The following is an 18,354-nucleotide window of genomic DNA, read 5'->3' as shown; positions in this document are numbered from 1 at the left end:
CGCAGGCAGTCGATTAACCGACTTGCCCATGATCCGGCTACAGCATGCTCCAGGTAGCTTAGCGACAAGACCATCGGCTAGAATAGCAGGCACTTAAGACGACAGGATTGTCATTACGTCTATCCATTTCACTGATCACAGGTTTGCCCATGCCCGGTAATCGCAGAAAATTCTTGAAACAGGCTTGCATCATCAGCATTTCCTCGCTGTCCGGAACCGGAAGCCTGTTAACTTCGCATGATGCCTATGCCGAATGGCTGGATGATCATTTTGCACCGGGTAAAATCGATAAGACCATTGAACGTCTCTATTCCGGCGCCAAGTTGGTTGAAACCGATAAAATCGAACTAAAAGTACCCCGTATTGCTGAAAATGGTGCTGTCGTTCCCGTTTCAGTAAGCAGCAGTTTGGAAAATGTTCAAAGCATCACGCTGCTGGCCGACAAAAATCCGGTGCCTTTGGTTGCCACATTCATACTGACCCCAGACATGACGCCCTTTATATCCGCTCGTATCAAAATGGCCGAAACCAGTCAAGTCATTGCGATAATCCAAACCGGCGACACGCTTTATATGGCGCAACAGCAAGTCAAGGTCACCATTGGCGGCTGCGGAGGTTAATATGTCCAGCATCAAAATTCGTAGTAAACGCAAAGACGGTAAAACCGAAATCAGAACCCTGATTGCTCATCCGATGGAACATGGCAGAAACCGCGATCCCGTCACCAAGGAATTGATTCCGGCTCATTTCATTAAAACCCTGATCGTTCGTCATAATGATAAAACGGTGGTTACCAGTCACATGGCAGGGAGTATTTCAAAAGACCCTTATTTTGCATTCCTGCTTAACAGCGGTGAAGCCGGAGATAAAATTGAGCTCAATTGGGTGGACAATTTGGGACAAACGGACAGCGAGACTCATATTCTCAAATAATCATGACCTCAACGTTAAAAATCATTGGCGCCGTTTACCTGTTGGTCATCCAGGTTTTTGCTGTTCAGGCTGGACCTGAAGAGGATAGACGCGCGTTTTTTGACCATTACCGGACAATTTATCCTGATTTACCGCTTGATGCTTATGCAGACGGCGTTTATGCCATCGATCAGGATGCACGGGAATCCTGGGAAGCGATTGAAGCATTTCCGCCTTACGAATTGGCGATAGAAAAAGGCAAAATCGCATTCGATCAACCGTTCAAGAATGGCAAAGCGTATGCCGATTGTTTTCCTCATCATAACCAAGGCATTGCGCATTTATACCCGCAATGGAATGCTATAAAAGGAAAAGTGATTACTTTAGCGCTGGCTCTCAACGAGTGCCGCGAGGCTAATGGTGAAGCCTCCCTGCCCTATAGCGATAGCCGTATTGCCGAGCTACTTGCCTATATGGCGGAGAGCAGCCGAGGTAAACCCGTTTCGATTGCCATCCCTGAAAATGATCCTCGTGCTCTGGCCGCTTATGAAGAAGGCAAACGCTATTATTACCAGCGACGCGGCCAGCTTAATTTTGCATGTGCCACCTGCCATGTTCAAAATGTAGGTAAGCAATTGCGCTCGGAAATACTCAGCCCTTCTTTGGGACACACCACCCACTGGCCGGTTTACCGGTTGAAGTGGGGGGAAATCGGCAACCTGCATCGACGGTTTGCTGAATGTCACGAACAAATCAGGGCGCCTAAACCAGCCGAACAAAGTGCTGAATTGCGTCACCTTGAATATTTTTTAAGTTTTATGAGCAACGGCATTCCCGTTAATGGGCCCAGCACACGAAAATGATTGAATCACAACCCAGCTGTACCGATATCTTTGAATCCGGGCTGATGCCTTGCAGCGAAGCTCTCGATCGAATTATGGCGCGCCTGCCCAAAATCTCCGGCTATGAACGCATCCCCCTTCAAAATGCGTGCGGACGAACACTGCACGAACCGGTTATTTCCCATATTAATGTGCCTCCCCATACCAATTCAGCTGTCGACGGCTATGCGTTTTATGCAGAGGACATTCCAAGCAGCAATACGACAGAATTAAACGTTATCGGCCAAGCGTTGGCCGGAAAACCATTTAGAGGCAGCGTTCAAAAAGGGGCTTGTGTGCGCATCATGACTGGCGCTGAATTACCGCCAGGCCTGGATGTCGTAGCAATGCAGGAGCATGTGGGCGTTTTCGAAAACCACATTGAAATAGATAGCCGCCACAAACGCGGACAAAATATTCGCTTGGCCGGGGAAGATTTAAAATGCGGCGAAACCGTTCTAAAACCGGGTAAATGGCTGACCCCAGCGGACATTGGCTTGATGGCCTCCCTTGGATTGACGGAAATCAATGTCAATCGCAAACTTAAAGTTGCGATTGCTTCAACCGGTGACGAGCTATGTGAACCGGGCGACCTGACTTCACCAGGAGGTATTTATGACAGCAATCGTTACAGCTTGATCGCCGCCTTGACCCGGCCGGATATAGAAATCGTCAATTTGGGCATCATCCCGGATAATGCTGAAAAATTATTAGACTGCTTCAATCAGACCGGACGTTTCGCCGATATGATTCTGTCTACAGGCGGTGTTTCGGTAGGTGAAGCCGACTTTACCAAAACGGTATTACAACATTCAGGCCAGGTCGAATTCTGGAAGGTCGCGATAAAACCAGGCCGACCACTGGCATTTGGTCAAATTGACAAAGCTGCCTTCTTCGGTTTGCCGGGCAATCCGGTCGCTGTTCTGGTTACCTTTTATTACTTTGTGTTGCCGGCCCTAGAACAGATGCTGGGCATTACCGACAAGCCTGTCGTGTCCAAATTAAGAGCCAAAGCAAGCGAAAACTTCCGCAAAAAACCAGGCCGGACAGAAATTCAGCGAGGCATTTTAAGCCGGGATGAAGAGGGAAACTGGCGTGTAGCCACCACCGGCAAGCAGGGATCCGGGATTTTACGTTCGATGAGTCTGGCCAATGCGTTTATTGTGCTTGAGCACGAGGCCGGTGATGTTAAAACCGGAGAATGGGTTACCGTTCAACCCTTTGCCGGTTTCTTATAATCAGCAGAAAAAACCGATTGCGAAAGGGGTTACGAATTTAATAATGCGGTTGTGATCAAGATTAGATGACACGTGAACGGTCAAAATGCAGGTGCTATTGAAGCCCATCAAAACAGTTCACACATCAGGCTGATTGACGACTGTCTCGACAGAACTCAGGGTTGACTGTTATTAACGAAATCCGGATCCATAAATATTACTTCGCTTTTATCCATCAGCATTTTGATATGATTATCGGCCCTATCTTTTGCCAAGTCGTCATAAATGATTTGCCTGACGGCATCATAAGAAGGAGGATCCTGAATTCTGGACGATTCACGGAAAAATATCTGCCAGCCCGCCAACGTGTTAACCGGGGTTTCTGTAAAAGTCCCATCATTAAGATTCATAACGGCCTGAGCCATCGGTAAATCCATATCCACTAAGCTCAACCAGGATAAATCTCCCCCCTGTTTAGCGTCAGGGGCAATAGAACTCAATTTGGCCAAATCGATAAACCCGGCTCCCATCTGCAAACTTGCAATCAGCTTTTTGGCATCCTCTTCGGTATTGACAAGAATACGCCGCAGTTTGTATTGCCGCCTATTTTCACCGGTATAACGTTTGGAATACTCCATCTCAATGTCTTGCTCGGTCAGTGGATGAGCCGATAAATAATGATCGAGTGCCAACTCAGCCAGCAGTTGTTTCTCCCTGACCAATCTTCTTTCAGCATACTCCGGCTCCTTTTGCAGCCCTATGTCTATTGCCTCCTGAGCAAGAATGTCCATACGCACCAAAGCATCGAAGGCCTCTTGGTCAGTTATTTTCCCTACCTTATTTTGCAAGGACAATTCTTGTTTTAATGCGGTCAACTCGGATTTCTTCAGCGTTCTGCCATTGATACGAACAAGCGATTCCTTGTCCGGACTAAGCAGGGATTTATAGTCTCTGGCCGGATTCCAATCTTCCTGACACCCGGTTAATAGCAAGAAACCAATGAGTGTTAATGTTTTATTTACTTTCATCCGCCATATTATGAATCAGTCCGAGCACAACTAAAAGTAGGGCTTTCAATTAACTTAAAAAGAACAGCCGAAATGAGCCTCAGACCTTTCGGAACCTCAGAATACACAAACACCTTATAACGCCTGGATCAAACCTTCCCGCCCACGCCTTTAAACTTCTCAACAAAATCGGCTATTTTTTGGAAAACACTCTGCTTTTTTGTCAGGTATTGCGGGTTCAGCGGGCTCATCTTGGGCAGAATGGCATTGAGCTCAGTGCCATTCTCACTGGCAAATTCCCGTTTTAGTGACGTGGTGATGTAACGTCTGGCCGCCTCTGCATTTAGGTTCTCGTCGCTAATCAGTTCTTGTGCCTCACGCAGTTGTTCCGCTTGGGCAAAGGTGAAGAAGGCATCTATCACACTAGCCTTATCGCCAATCTGGTCCAGGTCAGTTTGATTAATAAAATCCACCAGCAAACTCTCTTTGGCGCGGTTTCCGAGGCTGGCACGAATCACTCGCCGCACATCTTCAACCAATGCCGCTTTGTCTTTAACCTTTTTATTGTTCTCAAAAATCAATTCCAGAATGTAATCCAGATTGATTTCTTGCGACTTGAGCAAGTCCACCTCAAACACCACGTCATCCCAATCGATGGTGGATTGTTCTTTCTCAGAGGCTGATTTTTCCCGGCGTAACCAGTCGCGTATATCGTTATAGGTAGAGCGATAATCTTGAATTTTCCGCTCGGCGGGTATTTTGATGGCTTGCAGTGCGGCCAGATCGTCATCGCTTAGATAATGTTGGGCTTTGAATGCCTCAACTACTTCCGGGTCGCTCATATCGACGCTTTGCAAGGCTTTCAGGCTGACAAATTCATCGTAGTTTTGCAGTACGTTCTCAACCCGCAAATATTCGCCAAACAGTTTTGCGAAGGCTTTTTTGTCGGACTCTTTTTCAATGGACGCAGGGTCAGGAAAACGCTGCTCTAACTCCCTCACAACATCCACAAAGCCGCGCCGCGCCTCACCGGTCACTACATCGGTAAAGCCTTCCATGTATTCCTTGTAGCTTTTCTCCAGTACCACGTTTTTGGTGTTTTTATCCCCAAAAAGGGTGATGGCGTCGATGGTCGCCTGCTCCAGATCGCGGAAGGTGACGATGTTGCCAAAGGTCTTGGTTGCGTCATAAATACGATTGGTGCGCGAATAGGCCTGTAACAAGCTGTGGTAACGCAAGTTTTTATCAACAAACAAGGTATTTAGCGTGGGGGCATCAAAGCCGGTCAGGAACATGCCAACCACAATCAGCAAGTCGATTTCCTTAGTCTTAACTTGCTTGGCAAGATCGCGATAATAGTTTTGAAAACCGTTACCATCCAAGCCAAAGTTGGTTTTGAACAGCGCGTTGTAGTCAGCGATGGCCGCGCTCAAAAACTCTTTGGCGCTGCTATTCATGGCTGAAACATCAAAGCTTTCATCCACAATATCGCCCACCGCATCTTGTTCTTCATTAGCCGCAAACGAGAAGATGGTGGCCACTTTCAGCGGCTTGTCGCTGTCTTTTTGCAAATCCTTGAACGACTCGTAATACAGTTTGGCGGCTTCCACACTGCTCACGGCAAACATCGCATTGAATCCTTTGGCCCCAGCCTGCAGGCGATGGGTTTTTTGCCGGAAGTTACTCAGGATGTACTGTGAAATTTCCCGAATGCGCTCGGGATGCAACAAGGCTTGCTTGTTCTCCGCCGCGCTGAGCTTAAGCTCATCCTGCTCGCTTTCGATGGCTTTGAACTGCGGCCGCACATCGTTGTAGTCCACCTTGAACTTCAACACCTTCTCATCGCGGATGGCATCGGTAATCACGTAAGAATGCAGCTCGCGGCCAAACACACTGGCAGTGGTATCGGCACCCAAGGCGTTTTGCGGAAAAATCGGCGTGCCGGTAAAGCCAAACTGATAAAACTTTTTAAACTTCTTCTTTAGGTTAAGCTGCGCTTCGCCAAACTGGCTGCGGTGACACTCATCAAAAATAAACACCACTTGCTTGTTGTAAATGGCTAAGTCGCTCTCACTCTTCATCAGGTTGTTCAGCTTTTGGATTGTGGTGACGATGATTTTGTTGTCGTCCTTATCCAGATTGCGTTTCAACCCGGCGGTGCTGTCAGAGCCATTGACACTATCCGGCGAAAAGCGCTGGTATTCCTTCATGGTCTGGTAATCGAGGTCTTTACGATCCACCACAAAAAACACCTTATCGATAAAGTCCAGTTCCGTCGCCAATCGTGCCGCTTTGAAACTGGTTAAAGTTTTGCCGGAACCCGTGGTGTGCCAGATATAACCGCCGCTTTCGGTGTTGCTCCAGTTTTTGGCCTGATAAGCGCTGTTGATTTTCCACAAAATGCGCTCGGTGGCGGCGATCTGATAGGGGCGCATCACCAGCAAAGTATCACTCACATCAAACACCGAATAATGCAGTAGCACATTGAGTAAGGTATTTTTCTGGAAAAACGTGGCGGTAAAATCTTTTAAGTCTTTAATCAGACCATTATCGGATTTCGCCCAATTCATGGTGAAATCGAAGCTGTTTTTGTTACGCTGGGTGGTATTGGCAAAATAACGGCTATCCGTACCGTTAGTAATCACAAACAGCTGCAAATACTTGAACAGCGAATACTCACTGTTAAAGCTCTCCTTGCTGTAGCGGTGTACCTGATTAAACGCTTCACGAATCGCTACACCGCGTTTTTTCAGCTCGACTTGCACCAAAGGCAAGCCGTTGACCAGCAACGTGACATCGTAACGATTGGCGTGCGAGCCCGTTTGCTCAAACTGCTTGATGACTTGCACCTTATTGCGGGCAATGTTTTTTTTATCCAGCAGGTAGATGTTCTGGATATGGCCATCGTCAAACACAAAGTCGTGAATGTAGTCGTCATGAATCTTGCGGGTTTTATCGACGATGCTATCGCTGGGTCTATCCAGCCAGGTTTCCACAAAACGCAGCCACTCGCCGTCGAAAAACTGCATGTTATTCAAGGTTTGCAAAGCTATGCGTACATTGGCCAGCAGCTTCTCGGGCGTGTTTAAATCGGGCGCATATTCATAACCCTGATTCTGCAAATCCTGAATGAATTCTTGCTCCAAATCGTATTCGCTTTGGTAGCTTTCGTTGACTTTATAGTCCTTGGTGTATTTATCCAGAACGATAAAGTTATTTGATTCGGCAATGATTTTATAGTCGGTCACTGGTTTGATTCTCCATATCCCTGTGCGAGTTCGCTTTCAATCTCTTGCACCGTTGGCAACTGTGACTGCACCGACAAGGGAATATCTTTGGTGATGAACGAACTCACCCCCATGGGTTTGTTGATGTCGCGCAGAGCGTATTCCACATCCAGCTTGTCCTTATCCTTACACAAGATCAGGCCAATCGTGGGCTGGTCATCCTCGGCACGCAGTTGGTCGTCCACTGCGGACAAGTAAAAATTGAGCTTGCCAATGTACTCGGGCTTGAATTCGCCGGCCTTTAATTCGATCACCACATAGCACTTCAGGCGAGCGTGATAAAACAACAAATCCAGAAAGTAATCCTTGCCATTCAAGGCCAAGGGGTATTGCCGGCCAAGGAAGGCAAAGCCCTTGCCTAGCTCCAGCAAAAAGCGGGTGATCTGTGCCACCAGCTGGTTTTCGATATCGCGTTCGACTGCCTGCGGTGCGAGGGTCAAAAAATCAAATACATAAGGGTCTTTCAGGCTCTGTTGCACCAGCTCCGATTGGGGCGCTGGCAAAGTTTGAGCAAAATTGCCGACCGCCTTGCCCGCGCGCTCATGAAAACGCTGCTCAATTTGCCACGCCAGCACCGTGCGGCTCCAGCCATGCTCGATACAGGCCTGTGCATACAGCAAAACCAGCTCCACCGACTTGACCTTAGCCAACAAGGTGCGCACGTGCCCCCATGGCATTTGTCCCACAGGCTGTGGGACAAATTCAAACTGCGGGCTGAAGAAGGCATAAAACTGCCGCATGGCAAACAGGCTAGTACGCGAGAAACCCTTCATGCCGGGGTAAGTGGCCTGCAAGTCCAGCGCCATTTGCTCCACCACTGCCGAGCCCCAAGCGCGCTCGCGTTGCCACGCCTCCAACTGGCGACCGATGTCCCAATACAGGCTCAAAAGCTCAGTATTAACCGCCAACACCGCACGGGTTTGCGATGTTTGAATGCGCTGTTTAATGACTGCCAGCGCCTGACGGTAATCGCTGTGGTGGGTAATCTCGCTCATTGCTCTGTGTCCCTTGTTTGCTGTAGCTTTTTCACTTCACGGTCGAAATCGGAGTCGATGCGTTGCAGCTTGTTAAACTTTTCATATTCCGCAAAGGCTTGCCTGTGTCGAATTTCTCGGGTAGATGCTTTGACATAAGACGCCTTCCTTATGATGCGAGCATGTCGGAAAATTTAATCATTAGTTTCCTACCTGCTGCCAAAAGCCATAGTTGTCTTTCAAATGATCAAGCAACAATTTAACCATGGCTTTCTCTGCCGGCGTTGGTTCTGCAACGATTTCATTGGACAGCGTGCTATGGCTTGTAAAATTAATGATTCTGCTCAAATAGAGCTGCTTGTCATCGGGCAACAGTTCTGACCACTTCGGGTAACCCAGAAAACTGGCCGTTTTCTCGTAAAGATTACGCAGCAGCGTGAAGTGATACTTTTCAACCTTGTTTTCAGTAATCGCCTGCTCAAGGGTTTGCTTTAAATGCAGGTGATAGGAAAAGCTCTTGTTGGTGTCGCCATATTTAACATTCAGATCGAAGGTGCCATCCTCGAAGCGCTCCAGCAGGTAGCAGCCTTCCTTTTTGCCATTTTTAGAAAGGCCAAGTTCGTTATGGAGTACGTTGTAAAACAGCGGACTATGCGTCGTGACGATAAATTTCAGGTCGGATTGACTGGACTTAATCAAGCCCGCCAAATTGACCGCCAACTCAATCAAATGATCTTCATCCAGCGAGCTGACCGGGTCATCAATGAAAACGTATTCCAAATTATTGAAAACATCCGTTGATCGATTATTGACTTCGGCAATATTTAATTCAGAAATCATTTGCTCAATCAGCGAATGAAATACGCTCCAAATAAAATTACTTTCCTCACCCTTGGAAATCTTAATATTTGATTCTTGCTCAAGATTGCCACGCTCAAATGAAAAGCTGACTGCTGAAAAATCCGAACTAAAATGCGGCGTTAATTTTTCATTGGTGTAGTGCTGGAAAATAGCGGTAATGTTTTGATCTTGGCCTTGCTCTTCCAGAACCCATCGAGTGAAAGCATTTGTATGGATTTTTAATTTTGGTTCGGCATCAAGCTGCAAATCATTATCCCAAAAGAACAAATCTTCCGTAAAAGCACTGTAATAAAGGATTTTCTTTTGTGCCAACGCTGATTGCAGCACGTCTTCAGTATCAATTTTTGGCGCAATTAACTCTTTGAATTCGCGTGATAGTCGAGTTTTACCCGTGCCATTAAAGGCATAGATCAGCTGCACCTTTTTATTGGCGTCTTTCAGCTGCTGTGCTATTTCCGTTAGCGTCTTGCTCATGTTATGCCTCTACTTCTTCCGGCTTGGGAAAGTTCAACAGCAAATCGCGATAATACGCGTATTGCCTTTGGCGTAATTCGATTTCGCGAGGTAAGCCTTCGGTGATGGAATTGGTTAGGGCATCGAATTTGTCGAGGATGGCTACGATCCGTTGCTGTACTTCTAGCAAGGGAACGGGCATTTCTAATTTGACAAGGTCAGACTTGTTCACGGCAGGTACCCCGCCTTCTTTTTTCAAGCCCAACAACAATTCGCTTCTTGATTGAAGGAAATAGAAAAGGTACTTGTTTATCAAAACAGTCTTATCTATTGATTGCAATTTGTAGCACAAAGGACCCAGCCAAAATGACTCCCTTTGGTACCCCACGTAGCCAATTCCCCCTTGGCCTCGCGAAGGGGTTGTGACGGTGTCACCTACACAATTGCTTGCCGCGCTGTATCCCGATCTGGATGTTCCAGCATTGATGTAATCAAAGCTTGTCGCGATTTCAAGAATTTCAGGTGGCTTTGATCCGGTGTTTATGTCGACCAGATCCCCCAACGTCTTCCACACCACATCCCCTTCTTCAAAACTCAACAACTGGTCGCGATAGTAGTGGTACTGTTTTTTGCGGGCGGTCAGCTCGGCGGTCAGCTCGGCGGTCAGCACGGTGAAAGCATCCAAAATGCGGACGATTTCACCTTGGATTTCAAGCGATTTTTCTGGGTTTTCTTGGCAGGGGATTGGAACAAGGATTTTGTTCAAAATCGCCTGGGTCAGGCTTGGCCTTCCAGAACCCGTGTCAAGCGACATTAAGTCAATAGTTTTGACAAAGTGATATAGATACTTCGGGATAACCTTAGAAACATCAATATCTGTATAGTAAATCGTGTCAACATTCCAAAATGGAGTTTCGACGTAAAAAATATTCGTGATTGATCCCTTGCGAGGAATCAAAACGGTTGGCTTGTTATACGAATACTCATCGACATAACCCATGATACCGCCGGAGCCATAAACAGGAATATCACCAGAATTCAAACCCTTCCAATCTTTCCCATGTTTTATTTTGGCAATCTGTTCCAAAGGTTGCCATTCGACTCCCGAACCATCCAGCAGCTTGACCAAAAAATCCACGCCGCTCATGCCTTGCCGCCCTCCAGATTGTTAATGCGGCTGTCCTGGGTTAACAGGCGCATCTGCTGGATGGCCGTATTGTTGAGCAGCCGTAAGCGTTCATTCTGGGGAAGTGCCTGCTGGATAAAGTGGGCATTCAGGGTTTCCAGGTTGGCTAGGCAAACCAATTGCGAGACATTGGCATAATCGCGAATATTGCCGTCTTTATCGGGATTTTCATCCCGCCATTGTTTGGCGGTTTTGCCAAACAGCGCTACGTTTAATACGTCGGCTTCCGAGGCATAGACCAAGCTGATTTGCTGTTTGCTGAGTTGGGGCGGAATCAGGTTTTCTTTAATGGCATCGGTATGAATGCGGTAGTTGATCTTGGTAAGTTGGCGCTTAATATCCCAGCCTAGTTGCTGCTGCTCTTGTTCCTTGAGCCGCTGAAATTCTTTGATGAGGTAGATTTTAAATTCCGCGCTGATCCACATGCCGAATTCAAAGGCAATATCGGCGTGCGCATAAGTGCCGCCGTAGCGCCCCGCTTTGGCCTGTATGCCGATAGCCTGGGTTTTTGCCACCCATTCTTTAACGCTAATCTTGTAGCTGTTTAAACCGGCTTGGCTTTTAATTGTGGCGAATTCGCCCCAATTAAAATTTGGGTTGTGAACCCGCTCCCATATCCCAAGGTACTCCAATGTGTTGCGGTTTCTTAGCCAATCTGAAATGAAAAAATCGCCGTCTTTTGAGCGAAGCATGTCCGTCAAGGAAATGTAATGTTCTTGCGTCACCCGAATTTCTTCGTTGAGCACGATGATGGTTTTGGACTTTGACATTATTTACAACTCCTCAGTCTTGAATTCGCTATAGCCTTCATAGTAATAACTCACATCAATGCCCTTCATAAACAAGGCGCGGTCATCAATTTGGTCGGTTAAGGCTGACTTGAGTAATACTTTGATTTCAATGTCTTTGACCACACTGCGCTGCATGGCTGAGAGATAGTCATCTTTATCCACCAAGTTCCAATCGACAACCTGTTTAATTTCTTTTTTAAGCATCAGATCCAGCCAGATGCGGATGGCGCGGCCATTGCCTTCGCGGAAGGGGTGGGCAATATTCATTTCGACATATTTTTCGATGATTTCGTCAAAACTGCCTTGCGGCATGGCGTCGATATGTTTAAGCGAGGGTTCTAAATACATCAGTGGCGCGAAACGAAAATTACCTTTGGCGATATTTACGTCGCGGATAAGGCCGGCAAAGTCATAAATATCTTCAAACAAATAGGCATGGATAAAGCTAAGCCCGGCAAAGGTGCCGATTTCCACTTTGGCAATATCCCCAGAATCAAAAAGCTGCTTGGCTTTTTGTTTGCTGATTTTTTCTTCCGCCTTGGCGAGATCAACCTGATGGGTGATATTGAGTTTATTTTCTAAAATCATTGTTTGTCGCCTTGTTGTTCGATCGCGTTGATTGTCTTATCAAAATCGGATTCGTAGAGTCTATCCTGTACGATGCGGTATTTTTCAAATTCGCTGATTGCGTGCGCTTTGGCGATTTCGGCGGTCACTTTGCCAGCGTCTTGCAAAATCTCCCGATCCGTTGCCGCAATAAAACGATTCAGTCGCTCTTCCCAATCGACCATAGTCATCGGCATTTTTCTTAAAGCCATGTCTTCGGCGACATCCAGATAGGCATTGACCAACCGTTGTAGTTGAGCGATTTCATTGGTGGTCAGGTAATTTTTGGCAATGCTGACATCAAACTTTTGAATCTTACCTTTGGGAGCGTCTTTCCATGAGGTTAAGCCCATTTGGGGTTTTTCGGCATCGGCACGGGTGTAAACCACTTCAGCAGCGGTTTGACCGTGAATGGCCCAGTGCAATTTGTTTTGTACGGTTGCAAAGAATCGTTTGGTAGCTGAAGCTGTCACATCGTAGTCAATCGCGGTGGCGTAGATGTCGGTTATCTTTTGATAAAACTTGCGTTCGCTGAGTCGTATTTCACGAATACGCTCCAACTGCTCCTCAAAATATTTTTTTCCAAGGATAGAGCCATCATTTTTAAGGCGCTCATCGTCCATGACATAGGCTTTGATGGTGTATTCCTTGATGATGCCTGTGGCCCATTTGCGAAACTGCACTGCGCGCTCGGAATTGACTTTGTAACCCACTGCAATAATGGCCAATAGGTTGTAGTGATTGGTGTTGTAATTCTTGCCGTCGGAGGCAGTTATCCGGAAATTCCGGATAACTGCCTCCTCTTGTAGCTCGCTGTCGGCAAAGATTTTTTTCAAGTGCTCATTCACGGTGCGCACATTCACGTCGTACAACACCCCCATCATCTTCTGGCTTAACCATACATCTTCATCGGCATAAACAGCCTCAATTCCTCCTTCGCCGCTGGCGGCAATAAAGGTGAGATATTCCGCAGCTGATGACCGAATGGTGGGCATTTTTTGGTTGGCGTTCATGCTTGAAGCTCGCCACCTTCAATCTCTGCCACGATGGCATCAATATCTTTACGAAGCTTATCGATTTTGGCGACGGTGGTTTTCAGCTCGGCATTGAGCTGCACAATATCCACCACTTCGCGGTTGTCTTTGGCTTCGACATAGCTGCTGACCGACAGGTTGTAATCGTTCGCCGCGATGGCCTCAAAGTTCACCGATTTGGCAAAGTGTTCAACATCCGCTTTGCTATCGAACACATCCATAATTTTTTCGATGTGCTCGTCGGTGAGTACGTTGTTATTGGTTTCTTTCTTAAACAGGCCGCTGGCATCAATAAATTGGGTGGTGGTGTCGGTTTTGTGCTTAGACAGTACCAGAATATTCACGCCAATGGTGGTGCCGTAAAACAAGTTGGGCGCCAGCGAAATCACGGTTTCGACATAGTTGTTATCCACCAGGTACTTCCGGATTTTCTGCTCGGCTCCGCCCCGGTAAAAAATGCCGGGGAAGCAGACAATGGCCGCACGGCCTTTGCTGGACAGGTAACTGAGCGCATGCAGCACGAAGGCAAAGTCGGCTTTGGATTTGGGGGCTAATACGCCAGCCGGGGCAAAGCGTTCATCGTTGATCAGGGTGGGATCGTCTGAGCCTATCCAGTTCACCGAATACGGAGGGTTGGAAACAATGGCATCAAAAGGTTTTTCATCACCAAAATGCGGGTCTAACAAAGTGTTGCCCAGCGCTATATTAAACTTGTCGTAGTTGATGTTGTGCAAAAACATGTTCATACGCGCCAGGTTATAAGTGGTATGGTTAATTTCCTGGCCAAAAAACCCTTCTTCAATGATGTGGGCGTCAAAGTGTTTTTTGGCTTGCAGCAGCAGCGAGCCGGAACCGCAGGCTTGGTCGTAAATCTTGTTGACGCTGGTTTGCTTGTGCATGGCCAGTTGCGCAATCAGCTTCGAGACATTTTGCGGGGTGAAAAACTCGCCACCGGATTTACCGGCATTGGCGGCGTAGTTGGAAATCAGAAATTCGTAGGCATCGCCAAACAGGTCGATGTGGTTGCCTTCAAAGTCACCAAATTCCAGTCCGGCCACGCCTTTAAGCACGGCGGCTAAACGGGTGTTTTTGTCGACCACGGTATTGCCGAGGCGGTTGCTGGTGGTGTCGAAATCGGCAAACAGGCCTTTGATGTCGCGCTCTGAGGGGTAGCCGTTGGCGGAGCTTTCGATGGCGGCAAAGATGGCGGCCAGATCGGTATTCAGGCTGTCATTGGTGTTGGCACTGGCGGCGATGGTGGCAAAGAGCTGGCTTGGGTAGATGAAGTAGCCTTTGGTTTTGATGGCGTCGTCTTTGATGTCCGGGGTGATGACACTGTCGGAAAGCTCCGCATAGTGGATGCTGTCATCACCGCCTTCGATGTAGCTGGCAAAGTTTTCACTGATAAAGCGATAAAACAGCGTTCCAAGTACATACTGCTTGAAATCCCAGCCATCAACCGCACCGCGTACATCGTTGGCGATTTGCCAGATTTGGCGTTGCAGTGCGGCGCGTTGTTGGGTGCTTGTCATTGTAGAATCCTTTTGAAATACGTTTTAATAGCCATCCGGTCATATCAAGCGTGGCATTATAACGAGCAAAGACGCTTTATCTAATCACTTGTTGAAAACTGCAGCAATTCTCAATTTGAAGAGAAAAAAGGGCTGGGGGAAGCTTTTTGAGGATGTCGGCAGCAGGGATGCTGCTGTCAAGCCCCCATGGAAGGGTTTACGGCGTACCTCAAAAGGCTTTTCCCTGCCCAAAATGACGCCGCAAAGATCAAACTGAGAATTGCTGTGAAAAAGGAGTAGCCTAATACTCTGCGGACGCCATAGTTATTATATGAATTCAAGGAAACTTTAAATTTCAAATATCCCATTTCCGAATACCCGACATTTTTGCCTGTTTGTAAGTGGCATTAAGATCGTCATCCGGCTTGATCAACTCAGCAGCCAGTTCAAAATCCATCGCAATTCGCTTAGCGGCCTGCCTGGCTTCTGCCTTGGATTTGAAGGGTCCGGCAACAACCGGGTAACCCTGTTCAGAATAGACCGCACTTGAAGGAATGGGAGGGCCTTGATGATTTAGCATTGATGCTAAGCGGCGCGCTTGTTGAGGGTCGTTAAACGTTGCAACCAGCAAGCGCCAGGTTCCGGGACTCGAAGGCTCCTGTACCGGCTTGACACTGAAGGCAGAGATTCGTTTGGCTTTTATTGCAGCTGAAAACCCCTTATCCGCTAGAGTATCCGCCAAAATGGCCACCGGCACGCCGTCCAGGCGTTGCAAAGCCTTGTCCACCACATCCCAATTGATGGCGCGTCCGGATTGAGATTCTATCTTTTGCAACCGCGTCATTAATGCTTTGATCAGTTTCCTGGTAGCCGAGTCGCTCTTATGTACCGGTTGATAGGCTTGTAAAAATAGCTCATTGCTATCCCAAGCCGTTAAAAACGGCTGGTCGACCACGCGCACCGGGGTCCCAACCGAAGTTTGATTAAACAATTGCTCAACATCTTCGGGATACAACCTGATGCAGCCATGGCTGACCTCCATTCCGACACCGTAGGGTTTGTTCGTGCCATGGATCAAATAGCTCTGAAAGCCCAGTCTCAGTGCATATAAACCTAAGGGATTATTTTCACCCGCAGGAACCACTTTAGGTAATTTGTCGCCTTTTTTAGCATGTTCTTTTAATACCGACTCCGGCACCGTCCAGCTTGGCCGGGCTTTTTTTGAGACTATTTTAGTTTTCCCTGTCGGAGTTTCCCATCCTTCACGGCCGATACCCACGGGATAGGTCAACACTTTGGTGACAGTTTTACCTGGAAAATAAAACATCCGTTTTGCAGCGATATTAAGCACAATCCCCTGTTTCGGAGCATCAGGCAGAATAAAGCGCAAAGGCAAATTTACCGCTGCAGTCGGTTCAGGAATCCAAGGATCAAGATCAGGATTGGCTCGGGTTATTTCATCAAAACCCAAACCGAATTCACGCGCGATGACGGGCAAACTTTCATCTGCTATAACCTCAGACTGAGCTAACTGCCCAATCATCGTTTGCTCTCCGGCAATAGTAAACTCATGCCGGGGAATAAATTGCCATTCCTCTTCTTCCGGAATAGGCGCAATAGTCTGACAACCGCTAAGCACAATGCTGCAGAAAATCAAAAATAAAGGTACCGGTCTAGCCGATATGAAATTTTTAAATTGATTGATACGCATACCTTTTTTACCTAAAAAAATTTCTCAATCCGTATTATTGCAGTCTTATGTTGTTGAAATCTTAATTAAGGTTTTAATCAGGATGCTCATTGTTTTGAACAATCGAATAAACACCAAAAAAGTTTCTCAGTTTTCATAAGGCGATCCAGGCTTGTTAGAGAACTCTGTTTGCATTAATAGTTGCCGTCTTTCGGGCGGGGATGATGCCTCTTGCCTAACGATACTTGATTTTAGAGCGTCATTCCATGGATGAATGACTGCTGTTTAAACCGTATGTTTTTGAACCTATCTTATATTTCAATCACTCACAGCTGCTTTTTAGATTTAATTGAGCATTTTATTGGACAAAAAAATCATACTAACTTGACACATTCGCTTTCTACTGATATGAAGGGCGTCAACTTTAGAATAATAACAATAATCTATAAAGGGGAGAGACAATGGAAACGGGGGCCGATTTTGATACCCATCAGGTATTACTGAATAAACTAGGCAAACTTGAAGAGCAAATTAACTCATTGACTGATGAGCTCCAAAACAAACAATTAAGCAACTTCGAACTTCAAAGAAAAATTGAGGATCAGCATCAGCAAATCGCCGCGCTTGAAGCTCAACTCCAGTCCAATCTATCCCCTCTTTTTCTTAGATCTTACCGTCAAATTAATGGGCAACTGGCGCTCATTCCCAAACATATCGACTGGCACAAAATGAACGAAATCCTGGCACCGGTTGAAAGATTACTGACTGCTGCAAAATTACAGCTCATCCACCTCAAAGGAACATTCAATTCATCCGTAATGATGCCGATGATTTATGAATTGAAGCGTTTTCTGTTTAGCGTGAGCCGGTATTTAGATGAAATAAAACGCTATGTGCCAAATTGGATCAGAGATCCTCTGGAACAAATGATGGACAAATACGCTGAACAAGCGAAGTCAGCTTATGACAAATCGCTTCAGTTTATTGAAACCAGGCTGATCAAACCCCTAATGGAGCTGATAGATATTGCCCTTTTTCATTGCCAGGAATTTTATGCGCTGGCTAAGGAAACGGCCATCGAAACTCAAAAAAATCTGCTTGAAAAAACCCGGGCGTTAACCCGTCATCGCGATGACAGCTCTAAAGACGGTGGCACTATTTCCAGGCAACCGCTTACCCATTTACACGCCTGATTACTTTTACCTTGTCAGAGTCTCAAAAGTCCGCGTCATTCCGACAGGATTGCCAGCCATTCTCAATTTGAACAAAAAAAGGGCTGGGGAAGCTTTTTGAGGATGTCGGCAGCAGGGATGCTGCTGTTCAAGCCCCCATGGAAGGGTTTACGGCGTTCCTGATAAGGCTTTTCCCAGCCCAAAATGACGCCGAAAAGATCAAACTGAGAATTGCTGCGGGATTGCCGGAGCCGTTAGACCGCGTAAGCGAATCCAGGCACAATGGATGAATCGAGGCTGACCGCCCATGGCGTTAATCGTTGGGTTGCAAAAAGCATGCAACCCAACTTTGCCTTTAGCGGACTTAACGCTTATTTTTTGATGCTTTTGTAGCCTTCTTCGGTTTCGCGCATGATTTTTTGTCCTTCTTCAATCATACGACGGCCTTCTTCCATTTTCGCCTGTGCCTCTGCCTGAATTTGCTGGCCTTGATCAACCATTTGCTTGCCTTGTTGCCAGCGGCTACCCAATTGTGCGATGCCCTGACTTTCCCGCAACATCAGATCTCCTGACACAAGTTGGCCATTCACAGGCGGCGGCTGATCCGATGCGCAACCGGTCATCAATAAGGCCAAGCCCAGAATATGTTGACGTTGTATAAATTGAACTTGCTTGAACATGCTTACGACCTCTTAATTAAATATCTTTAAAAATCCGAACGTTGTTTTATTGATTGCTGATTCTAAATAAATTTACTTGAATGAATTATTAA

16 protein-coding genes are annotated in these 18,354 nt (G+C 46.8%); 5 read left to right on the top strand and 11 right to left on the bottom strand.

All coding sequences use genetic code 11. From position 1 onward, the window contains the following. The first annotated feature begins 149 nt into the window (after positions 1-149). The 4 genes from soxY to glp are packed head-to-tail and all read left to right on the top strand — an operon-like array spanning position 150 to position 3,031. Positions 150-620 (top strand): thiosulfate oxidation carrier protein SoxY, encoded by a 471-nt coding sequence (gene soxY / locus Q7V32_RS00535; RefSeq protein WP_304895041.1) that lies wholly within the window; start codon positions 150-152, stop codon positions 618-620. A gap of 1 nt (position 621) precedes the next feature. Continuing rightward, the gene (soxZ, locus tag Q7V32_RS00530; protein WP_304895040.1) at positions 622-933 is read left to right on the top strand and encodes a thiosulfate oxidation carrier complex protein SoxZ; all 312 of its coding nucleotides are present in this window, start codon (positions 622-624) and stop codon (positions 931-933) included. Positions 934-935: 2 nt separating this feature from the next. Then, the gene (soxA, locus tag Q7V32_RS00525; RefSeq protein WP_304895039.1) at positions 936-1,775 is read left to right on the top strand and encodes a sulfur oxidation c-type cytochrome SoxA; all 840 of its coding nucleotides are present in this window, start codon (positions 936-938) and stop codon (positions 1,773-1,775) included. Continuing rightward, positions 1,772-3,031, top strand: a complete 1,260-nt coding sequence (gene glp, locus Q7V32_RS00520) for a gephyrin-like molybdotransferase Glp (protein WP_304895038.1) — start codon at positions 1,772-1,774, stop codon at positions 3,029-3,031. The genes soxA and glp overlap by 4 nt, the downstream gene beginning before the upstream one ends. A 155-nt stretch (positions 3,032-3,186) precedes the next feature. Here the strand turns inward: glp and Q7V32_RS00515 are convergent, their stop codons facing one another. The 10 genes from Q7V32_RS00515 to Q7V32_RS00470 all read right to left on the bottom strand — a co-directional run bounded on the left by Q7V32_RS00515 (position 3,187) and on the right by Q7V32_RS00470 (position 16,431). Then, complete coding sequence (locus Q7V32_RS00515) at positions 3,187-4,038, bottom strand: peptidylprolyl isomerase (protein ID WP_304895037.1); 852 nt, start codon at positions 4,036-4,038, stop codon at positions 3,187-3,189. Positions 4,039-4,166: 128 nt separating this feature from the next. After that, a complete protein-coding gene (locus Q7V32_RS00510; protein WP_304895036.1) occupies positions 4,167-7,265 on the bottom strand; it encodes an HsdR family type I site-specific deoxyribonuclease in 3,099 nt (1,032 codons plus the stop codon). Continuing rightward, on the bottom strand, positions 7,262-8,299 hold the full coding sequence (locus Q7V32_RS00505) for a YhcG family protein (RefSeq protein ID WP_304895035.1): 1,038 nt from the start codon (positions 8,297-8,299) through the stop codon (positions 7,262-7,264). The genes Q7V32_RS00510 and Q7V32_RS00505 overlap by 4 nt, the downstream gene beginning before the upstream one ends. 180 nt (positions 8,300-8,479) lie before the next feature. Next, positions 8,480-9,613, bottom strand: coding sequence for an AAA family ATPase (locus Q7V32_RS00500; RefSeq protein ID WP_304895034.1), 1,134 nt, complete (start codon positions 9,611-9,613; stop codon positions 8,480-8,482). Position 9,614: 1 nt separating this feature from the next. Beyond that, a complete protein-coding gene (locus tag Q7V32_RS00495) occupies positions 9,615-10,739 on the bottom strand; it encodes a restriction endonuclease subunit S (RefSeq protein ID WP_304895033.1) in 1,125 nt (374 codons plus the stop codon). After that, positions 10,736-11,548, bottom strand: coding sequence for a KilA-N domain-containing protein (locus tag Q7V32_RS00490; RefSeq protein ID WP_304895032.1), 813 nt, complete (start codon positions 11,546-11,548; stop codon positions 10,736-10,738). Before Q7V32_RS00490 ends, Q7V32_RS00495 begins: the two co-directional genes overlap by 4 nt. A gap of 3 nt (positions 11,549-11,551) precedes the next feature. Further along, positions 11,552-12,157, bottom strand: coding sequence for a protein adenylyltransferase Fic (gene fic / locus Q7V32_RS00485; RefSeq protein ID WP_304895031.1), 606 nt, complete (start codon positions 12,155-12,157; stop codon positions 11,552-11,554). Next, positions 12,154-13,188 carry a virulence RhuM family protein gene (locus Q7V32_RS00480; protein WP_304895030.1) on the bottom strand — a complete coding sequence of 345 codons (1,035 nt, stop codon included), beginning with the start codon at positions 13,186-13,188 and terminating at the stop codon, positions 12,154-12,156. Before Q7V32_RS00480 ends, fic begins: the two co-directional genes overlap by 4 nt. Then, the gene (locus Q7V32_RS00475; RefSeq protein ID WP_304895029.1) at positions 13,185-14,741 is read right to left on the bottom strand and encodes a type I restriction-modification system subunit M; all 1,557 of its coding nucleotides are present in this window, start codon (positions 14,739-14,741) and stop codon (positions 13,185-13,187) included. The genes Q7V32_RS00480 and Q7V32_RS00475 overlap by 4 nt, the downstream gene beginning before the upstream one ends. A gap of 334 nt (positions 14,742-15,075) precedes the next feature. Next, positions 15,076-16,431, bottom strand: coding sequence for a L,D-transpeptidase family protein (locus Q7V32_RS00470; RefSeq protein ID WP_304895028.1), 1,356 nt, complete (start codon positions 16,429-16,431; stop codon positions 15,076-15,078). Between the two features lie 440 nt (positions 16,432-16,871). On the opposite strand from Q7V32_RS00470, the gene Q7V32_RS00465 reads away from it, so the two are divergent. Beyond that, entirely contained in the window at positions 16,872-17,603 is a 732-nt protein-coding gene (locus Q7V32_RS00465) for a hypothetical protein (RefSeq protein ID WP_304895027.1), read from the top strand. Between the two features lie 350 nt (positions 17,604-17,953). On the opposite strand, the gene Q7V32_RS00460 is transcribed toward Q7V32_RS00465, so the two are convergent. Further along, a complete protein-coding gene (locus tag Q7V32_RS00460; protein WP_304895026.1) occupies positions 17,954-18,262 on the bottom strand; it encodes a hypothetical protein in 309 nt (102 codons plus the stop codon). Between the last annotated feature and the right edge of the window lie 92 nt (positions 18,263-18,354).

The sequence above is a fragment of the Methylicorpusculum sp. genome, assembly GCF_030651835.1.
Taxonomy (GTDB): domain Bacteria; phylum Pseudomonadota; class Gammaproteobacteria; order Methylococcales; family Methylomonadaceae; genus Methylicorpusculum.
The sequence above is the reverse complement of the archived record's forward strand: the minus strand, read 5'-3'. Positions and strand labels throughout refer to the sequence as shown.